The sequence below is a fragment of the Acinetobacter sp. YH12144 genome (assembly GCF_013418345.1).
In the GTDB taxonomy this organism is placed as follows: domain Bacteria; phylum Pseudomonadota; class Gammaproteobacteria; order Pseudomonadales; family Moraxellaceae; genus Acinetobacter; species Acinetobacter amyesii.
On record NZ_VPCD01000007.1, the window covers coordinates 109,709 to 128,376 of the forward strand.

The 18,668-nt window shown below is 42.4% G+C and carries 16 protein-coding genes; 6 read left to right on the plus strand and 10 right to left on the minus strand.

Annotated features, from left to right (window positions below):
- Positions 1 to 18: 18 nt before the first annotated feature.
- The gene (locus FTU79_RS06035; RefSeq protein ID WP_180049249.1) at positions 19 to 651 is read right to left on the minus strand and encodes a ComF family protein; all 633 of its coding nucleotides are present in this window, start codon (positions 649 to 651) and stop codon (positions 19 to 21) included.
- Positions 652 to 797: 146 nt separating this feature from the next.
- Positions 798 to 2,843, minus strand: a complete 2,046-nt coding sequence (gene recG / locus FTU79_RS06040; protein ID WP_180003443.1) for an ATP-dependent DNA helicase RecG — start codon at positions 2,841 to 2,843, stop codon at positions 798 to 800.
- A 59-nt stretch (positions 2,844 to 2,902) separates the two neighbouring features.
- Here recG and FTU79_RS06045 point away from each other — a divergent pair, with 59 nt between their 5' ends.
- Complete coding sequence (locus FTU79_RS06045) at positions 2,903 to 3,682, plus strand: NAD-dependent epimerase/dehydratase family protein (protein ID WP_180021597.1); 780 nt, start codon at positions 2,903 to 2,905, stop codon at positions 3,680 to 3,682.
- A 198-nt stretch (positions 3,683 to 3,880) separates the two neighbouring features.
- Entirely contained in the window at positions 3,881 to 4,429 is a 549-nt protein-coding gene (locus tag FTU79_RS06050; RefSeq protein WP_373685651.1) for a methyltransferase domain-containing protein, read from the plus strand.
- Positions 4,430 to 4,516: 87 nt separating this feature from the next.
- Here the strand turns inward: FTU79_RS06050 and plsB are convergent, their stop codons facing one another.
- On the minus strand, positions 4,517 to 7,090 hold the full coding sequence (gene plsB / locus FTU79_RS06055) for a glycerol-3-phosphate 1-O-acyltransferase PlsB (RefSeq protein ID WP_180010517.1): 2,574 nt from the start codon (positions 7,088 to 7,090) through the stop codon (positions 4,517 to 4,519).
- Positions 7,091 to 7,377: 287 nt separating this feature from the next.
- Here plsB and FTU79_RS06060 point away from each other — a divergent pair, with 287 nt between their 5' ends.
- A complete protein-coding gene (locus FTU79_RS06060; protein WP_180026061.1) occupies positions 7,378 to 8,250 on the plus strand; it encodes an acyl-CoA thioesterase II in 873 nt (290 codons plus the stop codon).
- Between the two features lie 249 nt (positions 8,251 to 8,499).
- A complete protein-coding gene (locus FTU79_RS06065) occupies positions 8,500 to 9,759 on the plus strand; it encodes a dicarboxylate/amino acid:cation symporter (protein WP_180049251.1) in 1,260 nt (419 codons plus the stop codon).
- On the opposite strand, the gene FTU79_RS06070 is transcribed toward FTU79_RS06065, so the two are convergent.
- From FTU79_RS06070 to FTU79_RS06100, 7 genes are all read right to left on the minus strand, one after another.
- Positions 9,756 to 10,181 carry a VOC family protein gene (locus FTU79_RS06070; protein WP_180049253.1) on the minus strand — a complete coding sequence of 142 codons (426 nt, stop codon included), beginning with the start codon at positions 10,179 to 10,181 and terminating at the stop codon, positions 9,756 to 9,758. The genes FTU79_RS06065 and FTU79_RS06070 overlap by 4 nt on opposite strands.
- Before the next feature lie 220 nt (positions 10,182 to 10,401).
- On the minus strand, positions 10,402 to 11,346 hold the full coding sequence (locus FTU79_RS06075) for a metal-dependent hydrolase (protein ID WP_180049255.1): 945 nt from the start codon (positions 11,344 to 11,346) through the stop codon (positions 10,402 to 10,404).
- 157 nt (positions 11,347 to 11,503) lie between these two features.
- Positions 11,504 to 12,364 carry a ribosome biogenesis GTP-binding protein YihA/YsxC gene (gene yihA, locus FTU79_RS06080; RefSeq protein ID WP_180049257.1) on the minus strand — a complete coding sequence of 287 codons (861 nt, stop codon included), beginning with the start codon at positions 12,362 to 12,364 and terminating at the stop codon, positions 11,504 to 11,506.
- An 85-nt stretch (positions 12,365 to 12,449) separates the two neighbouring features.
- Entirely contained in the window at positions 12,450 to 12,893 is a 444-nt protein-coding gene (locus FTU79_RS06085; protein ID WP_078192461.1) for an Rrf2 family transcriptional regulator, read from the minus strand.
- An 86-nt stretch (positions 12,894 to 12,979) separates the two neighbouring features.
- Positions 12,980 to 14,188: an NO-inducible flavohemoprotein gene (hmpA, locus tag FTU79_RS06090; protein WP_180049259.1), complete on the minus strand. Its 1,209-nt coding sequence runs from the start codon at positions 14,186 to 14,188 to the stop codon at positions 12,980 to 12,982.
- Positions 14,189 to 14,338: 150 nt separating this feature from the next.
- Positions 14,339 to 15,922: a helicase HerA-like domain-containing protein gene (locus FTU79_RS06095; RefSeq protein WP_180049261.1), complete on the minus strand. Its 1,584-nt coding sequence runs from the start codon at positions 15,920 to 15,922 to the stop codon at positions 14,339 to 14,341.
- Positions 15,923 to 15,936: 14 nt separating this feature from the next.
- The gene (locus FTU79_RS06100; RefSeq protein ID WP_180049263.1) at positions 15,937 to 17,139 is read right to left on the minus strand and encodes a PLP-dependent transferase; all 1,203 of its coding nucleotides are present in this window, start codon (positions 17,137 to 17,139) and stop codon (positions 15,937 to 15,939) included.
- Between the two features lie 158 nt (positions 17,140 to 17,297).
- Between FTU79_RS06100 and FTU79_RS06105 the strand changes: the two genes are divergently transcribed.
- Entirely contained in the window at positions 17,298 to 18,035 is a 738-nt protein-coding gene (locus tag FTU79_RS06105; protein WP_180008436.1) for a type 1 glutamine amidotransferase, read from the plus strand.
- A gap of 268 nt (positions 18,036 to 18,303) precedes the next feature.
- Positions 18,304 to 18,615 (plus strand): 30S ribosomal protein S10, encoded by a 312-nt coding sequence (gene rpsJ / locus FTU79_RS06110; RefSeq protein WP_000070912.1) that lies wholly within the window; start codon positions 18,304 to 18,306, stop codon positions 18,613 to 18,615.
- Positions 18,616 to 18,668 lie beyond the last annotated feature (53 nt).

Below are 18,668 nucleotides of genomic sequence, written 5' to 3' on the forward strand. Positions count from 1 at the left end.
AGAGGTTGATGTTTGAAACTAAGGCTGTGCCGCAGCAATGCATGCGGCATATACCTGCGTGCAATGTAGCTGATGTAACAGCGTACTTAATGCATGGATTGAACTCCCCGTGGTCACCACATCATCGATAATGAGGACTTTACGGAAACGGTGTTTTTCAGTTGGGTCGATAATAAATTGCTGTTCGATATTTTCTAGGCGTTCTAGCCGACTTAAACCTTTTTGAGCGTGCTGTGCTTGACGAATCACCGGTTGCCAAACAGGGATGCGCAATTGCTTTGCCATCATCTGTGCAACGAGCAGCATTTGGTTATACCCACGGTCTTTAAGGCGTTCTACTGAAATAGGCATGGGGACGATGGCTTGAACCCTAGCTAAGCGCAAGCTTAAAAGGCTCTGTGCCAGTAAATTTTGATAGTGCAATTGTTGCTCATACTTATAGCTTTGAATGATGCGATCTATAGGGAAATCATAGTAAAAGGCACAAGAGATGCTGTGTTCATGGCGATCAACCGCTTGTTTAAACCAAGGCAGTTGTGCCCAGCAGTCGGTACAAAGCGAATGATGTTGTTGTCGATCGATACCGCAGAGCAGGCAAGGGGAAACGCTCTGTATTCCTTTTTGGATGAAGTGTTGGATAGATTGGAGCATGTTTTTATTCTAATCATTCTTTTTTGAGTATTTTGCACAGTTCGTGGTGAAGTGCAATCACAACACCACAGCAACCTGTTCGACAAGCTTATTGGTTCAAGCCAATCTGTATAATTAGGATGATCGATCTGTCATCCTAATAATTATTATACATAGGCGTATCGAGGAGCTTCCGGCAGCCATCGTTTTAAAAGCGCTTGAGCCTGTGCAGGATAGTCATTCAGGACTTGTTGAGCCACATAGTGAGCCTGATTGAGTAAATGGTCATCTCGCTCTAATTTTGCTACACGAAAGCCCATATCGCCCGTTTGTTTAGTGCCGAGGAGCTCACCGGGGCCGCGAATTTCCAAATCTTTTTCAGCAATAATAAAGCCGTCATTGGTCTCGCGCATAATGCGTAAACGCTCTTGCCCATTTTGCGACAAGGGATTTTTATACAGCAAGGCACAGAAACTGGCTTTGGCACCACGCCCTACACGACCACGTAGCTGATGTAGTTGTGAAAGCCCTAGGCGTTCTGCATTTTCAATCACCATGATTGAGGCGTTCGGGACGTCAACACCGACTTCAATGACGGTGGTTGCAATTAGTAATTGCAATTCATTATTTTTAAATTGCTGCATCACTGCTTGCTTTTCATCGGCCTTCATTTTGCCGTGAACCAGACCAATATTGAGGTCTGGGAAGCGTTCTTTAATTTCATTAAAAGTTGCTTCAGCGGCTTGAGCATCTAAGGTTTCGGATTGTTCCACTAGGGTACAGACCCAATAGGCTTGTTTGCCTTCAGCACAATTGCTGGCAATCCGCTGTAGCACTTCTTCACGACGATCCAGTGGAATGGTGACCGTTTGAATCGGTGTACGACCGGGTGGTAGTTCATCAATGACAGAGGTGTCTAAGTCGCCATAAGCCGACATCGCCAAGGTACGAGGAATAGGGGTTGCTGTCATCACCAGTTGATGTGGTGTCATGCCATTGAGACCTTTGTTCCGAAGTGCCAAACGCTGATCGACACCAAAACGGTGTTGCTCATCAATAATCACTAAACCCAATTTGGCAAATTGAACATTGTCTTGAAATAAAGCATGTGTGCCGACCACTAAATTAGCAGAACCATCTTGAATACTTTGTTCTGCTGCAGCTCGAGCTTTACCTTTTTGCTTGCCTGAAAGCCAGGACACGGTCAGTCCCATAGGCTCAAACCATTTTTTGAAATTTAGATAATGTTGTTCGGCCAAAATTTCTGTTGGCGCCATCATGGCCACTTGCCAACCTTCCTCAAGCGCATGACAGGCTGCAACGCCTGCAACCAAGGTTTTACCTGCACCTACATCGCCTTGTACGAGTCGCAGCATAGGTTTGTTCTTTTTCAGATCGACCGCAATTTCTTTGGACACGCGTTTTTGTGCGCCGGTCATTTCAAACGGTAGTGTACTTAAAAGCTGTTTGGTGAAGTTCTTACTTGCAGAGAATGACGGTGCTTCGATTTGTTGAATATAAGCACGGCGGCTGAGCAAACTGACCTGATGGGCAACCAATTCTTCGAAAATTAAACGTTGCTGTGCAGGATGAGAACCTTGGCTGAGTTGCAACATATTGGCATCGACAGGGGGGTGATGAATATAGTCCAGTGCTTGTTTTAGGGCATAGCCATTGGTGAATTTTTCTGGCAATAATTCAGGTAAGTCATCACTATATAACTGTAGTGCTTGTTTGACGTATTCACGCAGTTTGGGCTGTGTTAAGCCTTCAGTTGCAGGGTAAATCGCAGTGAGTTGGGTTTGAGGTAAAGGCGTGTGTTCAGTAATCACCTGTAGTTCAGGATGATACATTTCTAAGCCACGAGCACCAACACGGACTTCACCAAAAATCCGTAAACGATTTCCCGGTTTTACCCGATCAGTAATGCCTTTGTAGATATGGTAAAAACGTAAAGTGACTTTGCCACAATCGTCATCCAAAAGGGCGGCCATCGATTTACGCTTACCGGGTGGGAAGTCGATATTTTTGACCGTGCCTTCTAGTAAATAACTGCGGCCCACGGTTAATTGGTTCATGGGGATGATCGTGCTACGATCTTCATAGTCGCGTGGCAGATGAAACAAAAGATCATCTGTCGTGAAAATATTTAGTTTTTCAAGTAAAGCAGCGGCGGCATTGCCAACCCCTTGCAATTGATGGACGGCAGCCATGTCCCCTCAACTTCGGTTTATATGATCTAAATGGATCAGTTCTGAGAATAGGTCGTTTGATGCATATTCTATTTATCGGTTATGGTAAAACATCGCAACGTGTTGCTAAACAATTATTTCAGCAAGGTCACCAAATTACCACAGTGAGTCGTAGTGCGAAAGAGGATGATTTTGCAGAACATTTAATCCAAGATGTTCACCAACTGGATTTGTCGCAGGTTCAACCGATTGATGTAGTCTATGTTCTTTTGGCTCCTGCACGTCATGCTCAACTCAATGCTGTGGATGCTTACCGACACACTTATGTCGATTCTGTACAGCCGATTGTTCAAGCATTAGCACATCATCCAATACAACGTTTAATCGTGGTGTCTTCCACTCGTGTCTATGGTGAACATGCGGGGGAGCGGATTGATGATGACACTGTGCCACATCCGATCGATGAGCAGGGCATGTTGTTACTGGAAATGGAGCATCGCTACACACAAGCATTTCCTAACGAATGCGTGATCGTACGTCCCTCTGGGATTTATGGCACATCGACAACACGAATGCAGAAACTGGCAGAAACGACTCATCGCTATCCCAATATTCATTGGTCAAATCGAATACATATCGATGATTTGGCAAAATTTCTGTGTCATCTACTTCACGTGGAACATCCTGAAAAATCATATATTTGTACTAATAACCAACCTCAACCTTTGCATGAGCGAATCTTGGAATTGCAAAGAGCTATGCATTTACCCGAATTGGTTTTAGAGAGTGAAGTAGAAACAGGTAAAAAGATTTATGCAACGCGGATGATGGAGAGTGGTTTTAAGTTAGCGCACGATTGATTGTGATGTGTATGTAAAATTGGCGTGACGTATAAAATTCAGAGCAGCTTTGTGAGTATTAAAAGAAATTCTATAAATGAATAAGATAGGTCTTTTACAACATGTATTGTTCAAATTTTCGGATGGATCTCAAAGGATAAAAATTAAATAATGACAAAATCATTTGCTGAACTTACTTAGAATCTACCCCATAGACCGATTCTGGAAAAAGCTTTGAGTTATTTTGAAAATTTACCAAAGATCTCGATTGATTGTGGTTGTGGTGCAGGAAATGAATCATCATTTCTACTCCGTCATAATTTTAAAGTATATGCATTTGATCCAACTGTTGAAGCTAAAAATATCTGTCTAAGTAAATTTAAAGACAATAAGAATTTTTTATTTTCTAATCAGGCCTTTGAAGACTATAGCTTTCCTAAAGCTAGTTTAATTATTGCTTTATTCAGTTTATTTTTTTGTTCTACGGATTCGCTTGAAAGTGTTTTAAAGAAAATGCAGGAATCCTTAAGTGAGCAAGGCATTTTACTCATACAACTATTAGGGAAAGATGATGATTGGGTAAATAATTTTTCTGAAAAATTTATAGGTTTTGAACAGGAAGAGCTTAAACAATTGTTTGATGCGGACTTTGATATTATTTATATCGATGAATTTAAAGGCAATAAACCGCTAGCCAATGGAAATCCAAAATTTTGGCATGTACATACCTTAATTTTAAAAAAGAAAATATTAAATACTTTTGTATAGTCCAAAAAATAGAGACAAGCTTTTTACAACTTGTCCCTAATTTTGCTCAAATTCTTTTGCTTTTATAGTGAAAAAAATCAGAACTGTTTATTTTTTCTTACGTTTCAAGCGCTTTTTAGCTTGTTCCGCAGCAACTTTATCTAGTGCTTCTTTTAACTCTTCATCACTAAAGGTTGTAATGTGCTGCAACATTTGCAGGGTCACATCATCCAAAACGAGGTTGGCATACTGCGCAACATTTTGGAAATTTTCATCAAACACAATGGCGTTGTTTTCATTGGTGCTGATATAACCTTGTTGGGTTAAGACTTTAATAAAGCTTTGGAATAAGGCCTTATCAAAGAACTCAGGCGAGTTAAATTCATACAACACAGATAGACGTTGACCAACCAAGTGACTGAGTTCTTCAACCTGACGCGTAGAGATATTGCCCGAACCACGTTGTGTGATTAAGGCCAAAGTCATGTAGTAACGCTCAAGACTTTGCATCACGGGTGCAGCTAAGACCACTAACTGATTGTGCTGCTCTGAGTTAGGCGCAGGGGAGATCAGGTTGCCTTCTGCATCTTCAGAAATTAGCTTGGCTTTGATCAGTACTTCTGCATACGCACAGATCTGATCTTTAAGTTCTTCATCATTCCATTTAAGGAACAACTCAGCTTTTAAGAACGGATACAGTGTACGAATGACATTAATTAAATCACCACGGCGAATAGAACCATTATGTTCAACCAAAGCGGCAATGAGTGATGGCAAAATAAATGCGTGCAGGATGTTGTTGCGGAAGTAGGTTAACAGCACCGCTTGATTATCAGCAATGGCAATAATATCGCCAAGGACATGATGAACACGTTTAATCAGCTTGAGTTTTAAACCATAAGCAATGATTTCTTTACCTGACAGCGGTGTTACTTGCATGCGCTCATCGTAAGGTAAGGCAGTTAAAAGATCACGATAGGTATCTAACTGCTTAATGCAAATCTCTTCATCTAAAGTATGTTTAGATGTTGCCAATAAAATCAGTGAAAGCAATGAAACTGGGTTCACCACTGCTGCACGGTTAATATTTTCTAAAATCACGTGTGCAGAACTGTTAATGGCATCCGAAACTTCTGGCGGAATTGGGTCGTCATTTTTCTCGATTTTGATGTTGCTTGCATTATGCTGTTTCAACATATCATCAAGGAAAACCGGCTCACCAAAGTTCAAATGCACTTTACCGAAAATACGTTCGATCTTACGCAGAGTTTTCATAATCCCGATGATCGATTCGCCCTCTTTCGGCTTACCATTCATTTCGCCAACGTAGGTCGCACCTTCCATTAAACGCTCATAACCAATATAGGTCGGTAAGAACACGATCGGTTTGGCTGGATTACGTAAATGACCATGGACAGTCATGGCGAGCATGCCGGTCTTCGGTGGTAATAAACGACCAGTACGTGAACGACCCCCTTCGATGAAGTATTCAAGCGGCGTATTACGCGCCAAAATACTGTAGAGGTATTCTTTAAATACGGTGGTGTAGAGACCATTGCCACGGAATGAACGACGAATAAAGAACGCGCCGCCGCCACGTAAAATTTGCCCGACAAATGGCATGTTTAAGTTATCGCCCGCAGCAATGTACGGCACCATCAAGCCACGTTTATAGATCACATAAGACAATAATAAATAGTCGATATGGCTACGATGACATGGGGTGTAAATGATCTCGTAGTCTTTGGCTAGTTCACGAACGGTACTGAAGTTATGTACTTCGACGCCATCATAAAGCTGTGTCCATAGGCGAGTCAGGGCTAAGTCAGCAAAACGTACTGTTGATGCAGAATAGTCAGAAACGATTTCATTTAAATAACCAATCGCACGACGTTCAGCTTCAACCATGCTGATTTTACTGCGAATGCTTTCACGACGAATCGCATCTTGCACATCCGTAGATTTGATCAGGCCGTGCATCACATTACGACGGTCAGATAAATCCGGCCCCAAAACTACTTCACGCTGTGCATCTAAATAATCATTCAGTGTGCTGACAATATAAGTCGCAGGTGACAAGTTTGGATGTGTAGTTTTGGCATATTCAACCAAACGACGCAAAGACTGTGGCTCATGGAATTCAAGGTAGGATTGACGACCGTGCAAACCAATATTGACCAGCTGCTTCACTTTGCTTGGTGTAGACCATGTATCGGTAAATAATAATTTAAACCAAGAATCTTCTTTATCGGGTTCACGGCCCCACAGCACGGTTACAGGAACGAGCTCAACATCCGCATCAGGATTTTTTTCCAAAACCTCAATTAAACGTAATAAACGAGGTGGAAAGGCATGTGGCGGTGGATTGAGTAAATTGTCTTCATCATGATGTTGTAAAAACACCACAGAGGCTTTTTCTGTTTGCGTACCCACTGTCATTGGGTCGAGTGCAGGGTGTAGCTTTAAACGACGGGTTTCACCATCGACAATTAAAGCATTACTCCGTGAATGATTTTGCAGAACGTAGCAGGTAATTTTCGTTGTCTGTACGCCGGTATCTGTATCGGTTTCAGTCACTACAGGTTCTACAGGGACTTCACCTAAAACATGCGGTGTTACCACAAGGTCAAGCAGTTTACTCGAAAGCTTTCGATACATCTGACCAAAGCCGCTCTTGGACATACAAACTCCTACTTTTCATGACCAAACCACAGAGATTCTGAGGGGAATCTATTCTGCGTAATTGTACTTAAAAACTGTATGTCATTTTCTGACAAATTGCATAGATATTGTAAGATTTTATCGTTAAAAAACGTATTTTTAGCAGTTATATTGCATCAGTAAGGTGACAGATCAGTCAGCGAATCTTTAGGGTTTTAGTCTGGATTTATGGCAAAATGGAAAATATATTTAAACATCTGTTGATGTTGCCTGCGTTAGCTTAATCCCGAATGATAGATAGGTTTGTTATGAATGCCTTAACACAAGAGTTGGTTGATTTACTCAGTCTTGAAAAATTAGAAGAAAATATTTTTCGTGGGCAAAGCCGAAATTTGGTCGGGAAACGTGTCTTTGGTGGACAGGTTTTAGGTCAGGCGCTACGTGCGGCATCTTATACCACAGATCGACCTGCTCATTCCTTGCATGCCTATTTCTTATTCGGTGGTGATATCAATGCACCGATCATTTATGAAGTGGATCGTATTCGCGATGGACGCAGTTTTGTGAGTCGTCAGGTCCGTGCGATTCAACATGGTAAAACCATTTTCATGTGTATGGTGTCATTTGCAGAGCAAGAAGAAGGGTTGAACTACCAAGTTGCAGAGCCAGAATATCCAGCCGTTGAGGATTTAAAATCTGAAGCTGAGCTAAAACGAATGATGGTGGAGTTTGTTCCTGAAAACGTCCGTGCATCTTTTATGCGCGACCGCCATGTAGAAATTCGCCCGATTGATCCACAAAACCCGTACCAACCGCAGCCTGCTGCGCCATCGTATGCACACTATATTCGTACCCATGACACGATTGCTGCCGATGTTGATGACATCTCTTTACATCAGGCTATTGCGGCATTCTATTCAGACTTTACGCTGATGACGACTGCACTACGTCCACATGGTTTAAGTTATTTATCACCTAGTTTGCAGTGTGCGAGTATTGATCATGCCATGTATTTCCATAAGCCATTCCGTGTGGATGAGTGGATGCTTTATGACATGGATGCCACGGTCAGTGCCAGTTCACGTGGTCTAAATTTCGGTCGCATGTGGCAAAACGGTGAGTTGGTCTGTAGTACGACACAAGAAGGCTTGATTCGTTTACGTGAAATTGAAACCCAATAAGCTTTGAGCACTATGTGTTAAGTCGTGCATGTTGAAATACTGAAAAAACCGAATCTTCTGATTCGGTTTTTTATATCCGTCAATTTTTGATATGAAGCTACTTGCGGAATGGAGTTATCTAGTTAGGGGTACTGTACAAGTTGAATGGAGCTGAATTCATGCTTTGCAGAATTGTAGCAGTACATGTGACAAAAAATTCCTCGATTCCCGGTGGGTCGCATGGCATAGTGCCTGAATAAAGGATGATTAATGCAAGGCACAATGAGCTTAAATACGCAGATTTTAATTGCCGCAATATTGGGTGTGGCATTTGGGTTTTTATTAATTCAGTTTCCAGAGACGCAGTTTTTATCCGCCAGCCTGTATGGCTTGGGGATTGCCAGTAGTATTTTTATTGGCTTGCTGAAAATGATCTTGGTTCCGCTGATCTTTAGTTCGATTGTGGTGGGGGTATCGAATTTACAAGCGGGTGGTCAGCTGAGTCGAACGTGGAAAATTACCTTAGCGTGCTGCGTCACCACCACAACTTTGGCACTGATCTTGGGTCTAGCATGTGCGCATATTTTTAAAGTTGGGCAGGGCGTGGACATCGTCATGTTCCAAGATGCAATGCAACAACATCAGAGCCCTGACACCCTTACAGCAGGTTCATTCTTTACCAATTTTATTCAAAATACACTGATCAATCCGTTTAAAGCCTTTAGTGATGGCAATGTACTCGCAGTCGTGGTGTTTTCACTATTTCTAGGTGTGGCCTTGGTCAAAGGCGGTGAAAAGTTCCGAAGCGTGAGAAAGCTGAGTCAGCAATTTTTTGACATCATGATGATGATCATCGGCTGGGTGATGAAGCTTGCACCGATTGGTATTTTTGCATTATTGGCTAAATTGATTGCTACAGAAGATATTTCGGTGTTGAGTCGCCTCGCGGAGTTTGCTGCGGTGGTCACGGGCACGACGATTTTCCATGGGGCAGTGGTGTTACCTCTGCTGCTTTGGGTTTTTGGCAAAATGAGTCCTCTGACGTTTTTTAGAGGAACACGAGCTGCCTTAATTACTGCTTTTGCAACCAGTTCAAGTTCAGCAACGATGCTACTGTCGATGAAATGTGCGCAGGAAAATTTAGGTGTACGTCCTCAAACAGCAGGTTTTGTGATTCCACTGGGCACACAGTTGAATATGGATGGTACAGCGTTGTATGAAGCTGCTGCTGCGTTATTTATTGCTAACTTGATGGGCTTAGATTTAACCTTGGGGCAGCAGTTAATTGTCTGTGCAACCGCCATGATTGCTTCACTCGGTGCGCCAGGTATTCCAAGTGCCGGAATGGTAACGATGATTATGGTTTTACAATCGGTTGGGCTCCCTGCGGAAGCCATTGCGATATTGCTGCCGATTGACCGCTTATTAGATACGGTGCGAACTGTGGTGAACGTACAGGGCGATATGATGATTAGTGTGGTGGTGGATCGTCATACGCGAGATGTAGATGAACCAGCGTTGTCGAATTAAGCAGATAAAGAGCTAAAATGTGGGTTGTAGACGATCTCCCACAGATGCCCGTCTAAGTCTTGAAAATAGCCTGCATAACCACCGTAAAACGTGGGCTGTGCGGGCTTAATTGTCTTTGCACCTGCGCGTTGGGCTTGTTGCATGATTTGATCGACGACTGCGGGACTGTTAACGTTATGTCCGAGAGACATTTGAGTTGGACAAAACGCTGATGTACTGATTCCGGTGTCATGACTAAGGCTATCTTGCGGCCAGAGTGCAAGCTTTAAACCGTGTTGTAAATCAAAAAATGCCACAGCGCCATGTTCAAATTCAGTCCCAATAATCCCTGCGCTATTAAGACCTAAACCCTCCTGATAAAACGCGAATGCAGCGTATAAATCTTTCACGGCCAGTGTAATAACGGAGATGTGAGCGTGCATGGAGTGCTCCTGAACGGTGTATTTTTATTTTAGGATGAGACTGAGTATAGATGCATTTTAAAGAAAATAGGGAACTCGGAATACCTGTACTTTAAACATCGAACTTATGAGCCTATCCATCTTGAGTGTGTTGATTGCTCAATATAAAAATGGAGCGTAATGGATGTGAGCACAAAAAAAAGCAGGGCGAACCCTGCTTAATACAAATTTTAAATGGTGTTTAAGCAACTTTCAGTGCGGCACGTTTTGCAGCAGGAGAGTTGTCGAGATAGGCAATCGCATCTTCAGTTTTTGCTTCATGAACAGGATCGTACCAAGGCATTAAATACCCCAATTGCTGTGACACTAACCAAAGCGGATGTGGCAATAAGCGATTGTCTTTTTGCGCGATACGCGCCCATTCACGCCAAATCCACGGTTTGTATACGGCAGGTTTAATCGATGCATAGCGTGAGTCTTGCTGCATGATATGTGCAGCACCATCGACCCATAGACCAAGTACGGCAGCAATCACGATCACACTTTGATAATAGCGAGAAATATAGCCCCCACCGAGATGACGATACAAATCAAAAGCCACGGTACGATGCTCTATTTCTTCTGCACCATGCCATTTTACTAGATCGAGCATATTCGGATCGGCACCGAGGCGTTCCCACTCTTTGTTGTATAAAGCATATTTGCCTAATACACAGGTCATATGCTCAACTGTTGCAATTACGCCTAAACGAAAGAGATCCCATTGATGATCCAAGGCTTTGGGTACGTTGAGCCCTAAAGGTTGGTCCGCAAGCAGTTTGCCAAAGAGAAAGTCCATGATTTCAAGGTTGCGTTGAATACTGATATTGTGCTGAGACAGATATTCTTTATTGGCAGAGTTATGCGCCTGAGCATGCATAGCTTCTTGGCGGATAAATGCTTTAACGTCCTCGGCTAGTTTTTCATCTCTAATTTGTGGCAATACTTTGTTATACAGACGGCAAAACCAAAACTCACCAGCCGGTAAGATCATGTTAATTTCATTAATAAAATAGCTGACAAAAGCTTGGTTGGGCACCCAGTCAACTTGGGTATCTTGCCACTCAAATTTCACTTTACGTGGTTTAATTTTATATTCGATTGATGATCCAAGTTTTGTGTTTTTCAAGCGGGAGAGTAATTTCATGACCTATCCTTGTTTTTATGTGATCGAGTGCACATCTGATGTATTCAGTATCCAAAAAAAATCCTGCATTGTGATTAGCAATACAGGACATTTCATTATCTTCAGAAGATACTTTTTGTCAGACAATCATTCTTGCGCTGACTTTAAAATTACTCGATTAGTGGTCTGAATTTTTGCCTTCAGTTTGGGGTAAGTCTTCAGATGTAGTGTCGACGTCATCGAATGCTTCCGCGTCTGCATCGATTTCAATATCATCTTCTGATGCTTCAGGGATGCTGTCGAGATCAAACTCTGTCGATTGTTCTAGAGTGAAGTTGAGACGACCCGCCATGACACTCGCTAATTCTTCTAAACCTTGTTTATTCAATGATGAGAACAATTGGATAGAGAAGTTTAGCTTCATTTTTTTCAATGCTGCTTTCACTTCTTGTAGTGCTTTAGAGGCTGGGCCACGGTTTAATTTATCTGATTTGGTCAGGAGTACATGTACGAACAATTTACGTGAATGTGCCCATTCCAACATCATGACGTCAAAGTGTTGTAGTGGATGACGGATATCCATCAACAGCACAAGACCTTGTAAACTTTCACGGTGTATCAGATAGTTTTCTAACTCTTTTTGCCACACGATTTTCATCGCTTCAGGTACAGCGGCATAGCCATAACCCGGTAAGTCGACCAAACGTTGATCAGGATTTCCTAAACTGAAAAAGTTGATCATTTGGGTCCGACCCGGTTTTTTCGACGCACGAGCCAATTGTTTTTGGTTGGTGAGCGCATTAATGGCACTCGACTTACCCGCATTGGAGCGACCTGCAAAGGCAATTTCATAGCCGGTATCTTCAACGCAGAGGTTGAGTTTAGGCGCACTCATTAAGAACTCAGCTTTGCGTAGCCAGTTGAGCGAGCGCACAGCATATTCAGTAATCGCAGAGTCTACTTTTTTCTCGTAAGTAATCTTTTGCTTCGGCGCATTGGCCGCTTTACTGTTTCGTGATTTTCCTCTGTGCTGATGCATAACCCAACTTCAATAACTGATTTAACAACACGCATTATAAAGGAAGTCGGGCAGGCAAGCGAATTTTGTCGCAGGCAAAGTGAAATTAGAGATTGATCATTTGAATTGGAGATTGTGTTGTAAATTTAGATGCGCTGCTTGGTTGCAAGACATCGGCAAGTTTGTACTGATCGAGACTTTGATAAAACTGTTCTAAAGCTTGGTCTAAGATGCTTTTTAAACCACACTGACTGCGCAGTACGCAGGGTGGGTCGTTGCATTCAACAATCTGGTGATTACCTTGCAAAATTCGCACAATTTGACCGAGCTGAGCCTCAAGTGCTTCAGGGTTTAGGCGAATGCCGCCACCTTTGCCGCGGCTGGTGATTAACCAGTTTTGCTTTGCCATAAAATGCACAATTTTCACCAAGTGATTACGCGAAACGTGCAGGTCTTCTGCAATTTCAGCAATGTTATAAGGCACATCACGAGGACGTGCGATATAGAGCAAAATGCGTAATGCATAATCGGTGAATTTATTGAGTTGCATGATAATACTGTGAGTCTGAGAGAAATAAATAAGGGCTAGTCTAGCATAACTAAACTAACCCTTTGTATTTCAGGTGAATAGCTTAGTTAGTGTTTTACACCACCAGTGCCGAAAGCTTCGCTGTGAATATTGCTAGCAGGAATACCACGAGCAATTAAAGCTTTCTGTTGTTCAGCCATAAATGGCATTGGACCGCAAAGGTAATAATCCGCATTGATCGGTAACAGTGCAGTATCCATGCTGCCTAAGTCTAGACGACCAGCAGCATCATAATCTTCACCTAATTTATCATTAGCATGAGGGAACTCATACGCTGTAAAAGTGCTAAGACGTGGGTATTTTGCTTCCAAATCCTGAATGTGTTTATGCATTGCATGCACTTGTTTGCTACGGCAGGCATGGATAAAGGTTACAGGTTGTGGCATGTCTAAAGTCACCAACTGATTCAGCATCGCAATCATTGGTGTTAGACCTACACCACCACTGATAAAGACATTGCGTTTTTGTGAATCAATCAGGAAGAAATTACCTGTTGGTGCAGACACTTCGATTTCTGAACCGATCTCCAAGCCATGCAGTGTATTTGATACCCAACCTGGAACCAAGTCACCTTTCTGATCTTCACGTTTTACAGAGATACGTAAGTAGTTGTCTTGTGGGCTGGTCGACAGTGTATATTGACGTGGTTGTTTTAGACCCAGCTCATCGACCAATACACGTACAGAGATGTACTGACCTGCTTCATATTTTGGTAAATCACCACCATCAGAAGGCTCAAGGTAGAATGAGGTGATTTCATCACTTTCAGCCACTTTTTTCGCGATTTTGAAATTACGCCAACCTAACCAACTGCCTTTAGTTTGCTGATGTTGCTCATAAATCGCTTTTTCAGTGCTGATAAACAAGTCTGCCAATTGTCCATATGCTGCTGCCCAAGCTGCAATCAGTGGATCTTCCATTGAAATGCTTAATACTTCACTGATCGAGTGCAGCAAATTTTCGCCGACAATATTATAGTCTGGCGCTTGAATGTTAAGACTCACATGTTTATGCGCAATTAATTCTATAACTGGTAAAAGTACAGATGGGTCCTCAATATTTTCAGCATAAGCCAATACAGCACCCGCCAAGGCTTGTGCCTGAGCACCGCTGCGCTGATGTCCCATGTTAAAGGTTTCTTTGAGGTCAGGGTTATTGCCCAACATACGATTATAGAAGTAACCAGTCAGCGCGACACCATTTTCACGTAGAACAGGAACAGTAGCTTTTACTAGGTCAATTTGCTGCGGAGTCATAGCTGATCTCTCATGGCTGTTATTTATAAGATGTATTTAAAATACATTTTTAAATACATCCGCGCAATACATGTTTTAGTAAAAACCATAAAAAAATTATGGAATATAAAAAGATTCCATAATTTTGTACTTTTTAATTGGGCTTTTAGATTATTTCTTGCCGAAGATAGAACCTAAGAGGCCACGGATAATTTTCTGACCTGTCGACCCGCCCAAGCTGCGTGCAGCACTTTTTGCAAAAGTTCCTACCGTGTCTTGAATCAGTTTTTCACGTTGTTTGGCTGAACGCTCAGCTTCTTTTTGTTGTTCGCGCGCAAGGCGTTCTTGTTCACGTGCTTGCTGTTTGGCGAGTGCATCTGCTTCTTTTGCTTGTTGTTTGGCCAACGCTTCTTGTTCTTTGGCTTCTATTTTATCTTGTTCCGCTTGGACGGCTTGTTGTTGGCGCTCCGCCACTTTATTTTGTAAAAGTTCATAGGCACTTTCACGATCTGCTTCGGTGTCATACACACCTGCGACAATGCTATTTGCCATCAGAGCTTTGCGTTCTTCTACAGCAATTGGGCTAAATGAAGAGTAGGGTGGCATCACCCAAGCACGTTCAACAATTTGAGGTGTGCCTTGTTCATCTAGACAGCTAATCAGTGCTTCACCTACAGCCAGTTCCGTAATCACTTGATCGACTTTAAACGCAGGATTGGCTCGAAAAGTATCTGCTGCCGTCTTGACCGCTTTCTGATCTTTGGGTGTAAATGCACGTAGGGCATGTTGAACACGGTTACCCAGTTGTCCTAAAACACTCTCAGGTAGGTCAAGTGGATTTTGCGTTACAAAGTAAATGCCGACCCCTTTAGAGCGAATCAGACGAACCACTTGTTCAATCTTTTCTTGTAAAGCAGGGCTGGCATTATCAAATAATAAATGCGCTTCATCGAAGAAGAACACCAGTTTGGGTTTATCCATATCTCCAACTTCGGGCAATTGTTCAAACAGTTCTGACAGCATCCACAGTAAGAAAGTTGCATAGAGCTTAGGAGTATTCATTAACTTGTCGGCGGCGAGCAGGTTGATGTTGCCACGACCTTGTGCATCCGTTTGGATAAAGTCCATGATATTGAGCGCAGGCTCACCAAAAAACTTGTCACCACCTTGATCTGCCAATGCGAGCAAATTACGTTGAATTGCACCTAAGCTTGCAGGTGATAAATTGCCATATTCATTTTTAAATTCGGATGCATGTTCACTGACGTAGCTGATCATGGCTTTTAAGTCTTTAAAGTCGATGAGCAATAAGCCCTGATCATCGGCAATACGAAAGACCGCAGATAACACACCTTCTTGCGTGTCATTTAAGTTGAGAATTCGGGCAAGGAGCAGTGGGCCAATTTCAGAAATGGTGGTGCGAATGGGATGTCCTTGTTCACCGAACAAATCCCAAAACACCACAGGGGAGGCTGCAAAAGGAATGCTCTCGATATTTAAACTTTTAATTCGTTCGTCAAATTTAGGATTGTTTTCACCTGCTTTAGCAAGGCTAGAAACATCCCCTTTGGCATCGGCTAAAAATACGGGTACACCCAGCCGAGAAAAACTTTCTGCCAACACCTTCAACGTCACCGTCTTACCAGTACCTGTAGCCCCAGCAATCAAACCATGGCGGTTTGCAAATTGTGAATGAAGCACCACATCTTGTGTGGTGTCTTGTGTCTTTTTGCCAATAATAATTGGTGTACCCATAGATGTTCCTGTATTTATTCGAGTTGTTGTTTATTTAAATGTTGTAGTGCGTTTTCTATATCTTGTATTAAATCTGCAGGATGTTCTAGTCCTATACAAAAGCGAACCAGTAAGCCGGTTTGAATATGTGAATGTTCGAGTACACGCATATCTTTTAAGTTATATAGCATGACTAAACTGACTGGGCCACCCCAGCTAAAACCGAGCTTAAAGAGTTTCAGCGCATCGCAAAAGCGGCGTACATCTTGCAAACTATATTTTTCATTAAATATCACGCTGACCAAACCGGCACTGTGTTGTTCTGTACAAATTTCTTTCCAATACTGATGTCCTGCGGAAGCTTCATCAGCAGGATGTAAAACCTGTACAAAGGCTGGCTGTTGTTTTAGCCAATTTAATAAAGTTAAAGCACTTTGTGACTGGTGTTCATAGCGCAGGCGCATAGAAGCCAGACTGCGTTGTATTTGCGCGGCATCATCACCAGAGATGCTAATGCCTTGAATGGCATGCGCACGAAACAGTTTGTGATGAAGCTTTTTATCTCGTGTAATTACCGAACCCATCAAAATATCCCCGCCGCCACTTGGGTATTTGGTCAAGGCATGCACACTGATATCGACACCCAGGTGCTCAGCACTAAAATCAAAAGCATTAAAGGCAAGTCCTGCGCCCCACGTATTGTCCAGTGCAGTGAGAATGTTCTGCGCTTGAGCTTTTTTGACCAAGCCGACTAAATCTGGAAACTCTAAAGTGACAGAACCCGCCGCTTCTAACCAGATAAGCTTGGCTTGCGCTGAAGGGCTAAATGAATCGACATCAATAGGGTTATAAACCTTGACCACGATGCTATAGCGGGTTTCTAAATTGCGTAAATGGTCCATATTTGGGCCATAGATATTATCTGCGACCCAAACCTCATCCCCTTGACTTAAAAAACATGAATTGACCAAATTAATTGCAGATAAACCGCTTGGTGCGAGTAAGTGATACAAGCCACCTTCAATCTGAGCAATCTGATCCCCTAGGGTAAATGTAGTGGGCGTACCATGTGTGCCATAGCTATAGTCATAATCATCAGTCCAATGGCGATTAAATAGCGCATCTGTATTTTCGAAAATTATAGTGGATGCACGAAACAGGGGAGGTTGAACACTATTGATGTATTGCGGTGCCTTTCTTGGTGCATGAATGAGTTCGGTTTGAGGATTCTTTTTCACGTGGCGCTCTGAAATGATCAAAATAATAATGAATGTTCAAAAGAATACGACTAAAACGCATGGATTTACGATGCTTTTGTATAGAAAATTAAGTGAAAAGCAAAGTTGGCTTCATTCTTGCAAAACCGATATCAGAGCAACAACAATAGGTTTAGCGCATGAAGTCGCATTTAAAAGTACATTATTTTCAGCATATTGCTGGCGAAGGGTTCGGCAGTTGTTATGATTTTTTAAAACAGCATCAGGCCAAAATTACGGCCACAGAATTCTTTGCATTACCTGTCGATCAAGCCTTGGATCTCGAGGCTTTGCCGCATGTTGAAGATGTCGATTTACTTATCATCATGGGTGGGACCATGAGCGTAAATGATGAGGCAAATTTCCCATGGTTAAAAATAGAAAAACGATGGCTGCGACGCTATTTAGCACTCGGCAAACCCGCAATCGGGCTTTGTTTAGGCGGGCAATTGATTGCCAATGCTTTGGGTGGGGCGGTGAGCCGAAATGCACAACAAGAATTGGGTTGGACGACCATCCGTAAGGTCGCTAACGTACCGCATGACTGTTTCAAACTACCGGAAGAGTTTAAAGTCATGCAGTGGCACAGTGAAACATTTGAAATTCCGAAAGGAGCGGTATTGCTGGCGGAAAATGATGCATGTCGTAATCAAATGTATCAAATCGGGCAAAATGTTTTGGGCTTCCAATTTCATCCTGAAATTACCCCAGAAGTGCTCGATTTATTTTTGGAAAATGATGAAGAAGTGGCATTTTTTTCAGGAACACATGTACAGCCAGTACATGATCTACGGAAAAGCGCAAAGAACAAATTTATTGAGGGAAATCAAATACTAAACCAAGCAATAGAGTATGTATTAAGAAAAAACGCCTATTGATTAAAAGTTAAGCAATTGATCTTGCATAAAAAATGAAAAATATAAGAAAAACAGCAAAAGAGATTTGCTTATGCATTAAACAATAGCTATAATGGGCGACCCTTTGATGAAGGGGGTTAGCTACGAATAAAGTAGTTAACATCGTGACAGTCGCGGCATCGATCGTGACCTTAGTGATATTTCACTGCTCTTGACACTTGCCTCTTTTAAAGTGGGGTGAGATGCGTCAAGGGTGATTCTTTATATATTTGGCTTGGAGTTAACTGGTATGTCTAACCAGAGAATTCGTATCCGTCTTAAGTCTTTTGATCACCGTCTAATTGATCAATCAGCTCAAGAAATCGTAGAAACAGCAAAACGTACTGGCGCACAAGTTTGTGGTCCAATCCCGATGCCTACACGTATCGAACGTTTTAACGTTTTAACATCACCACACGTTAACAAAGATGCGCGTGACCAATACGAGATCCGCACTTACAAACGTTTGATCGACATCGTTCAACCTACAGATAAAACTGTTGATGCATTGATGAAGTTGGATCTTGCAGCTGGTGTTGATGTTCAGATCGCTTTGGGTTAAGGCTTTCGGTTAATTAACGCTCTAAGTTAATTAGGCCGCTTTTTTAGAGGTTT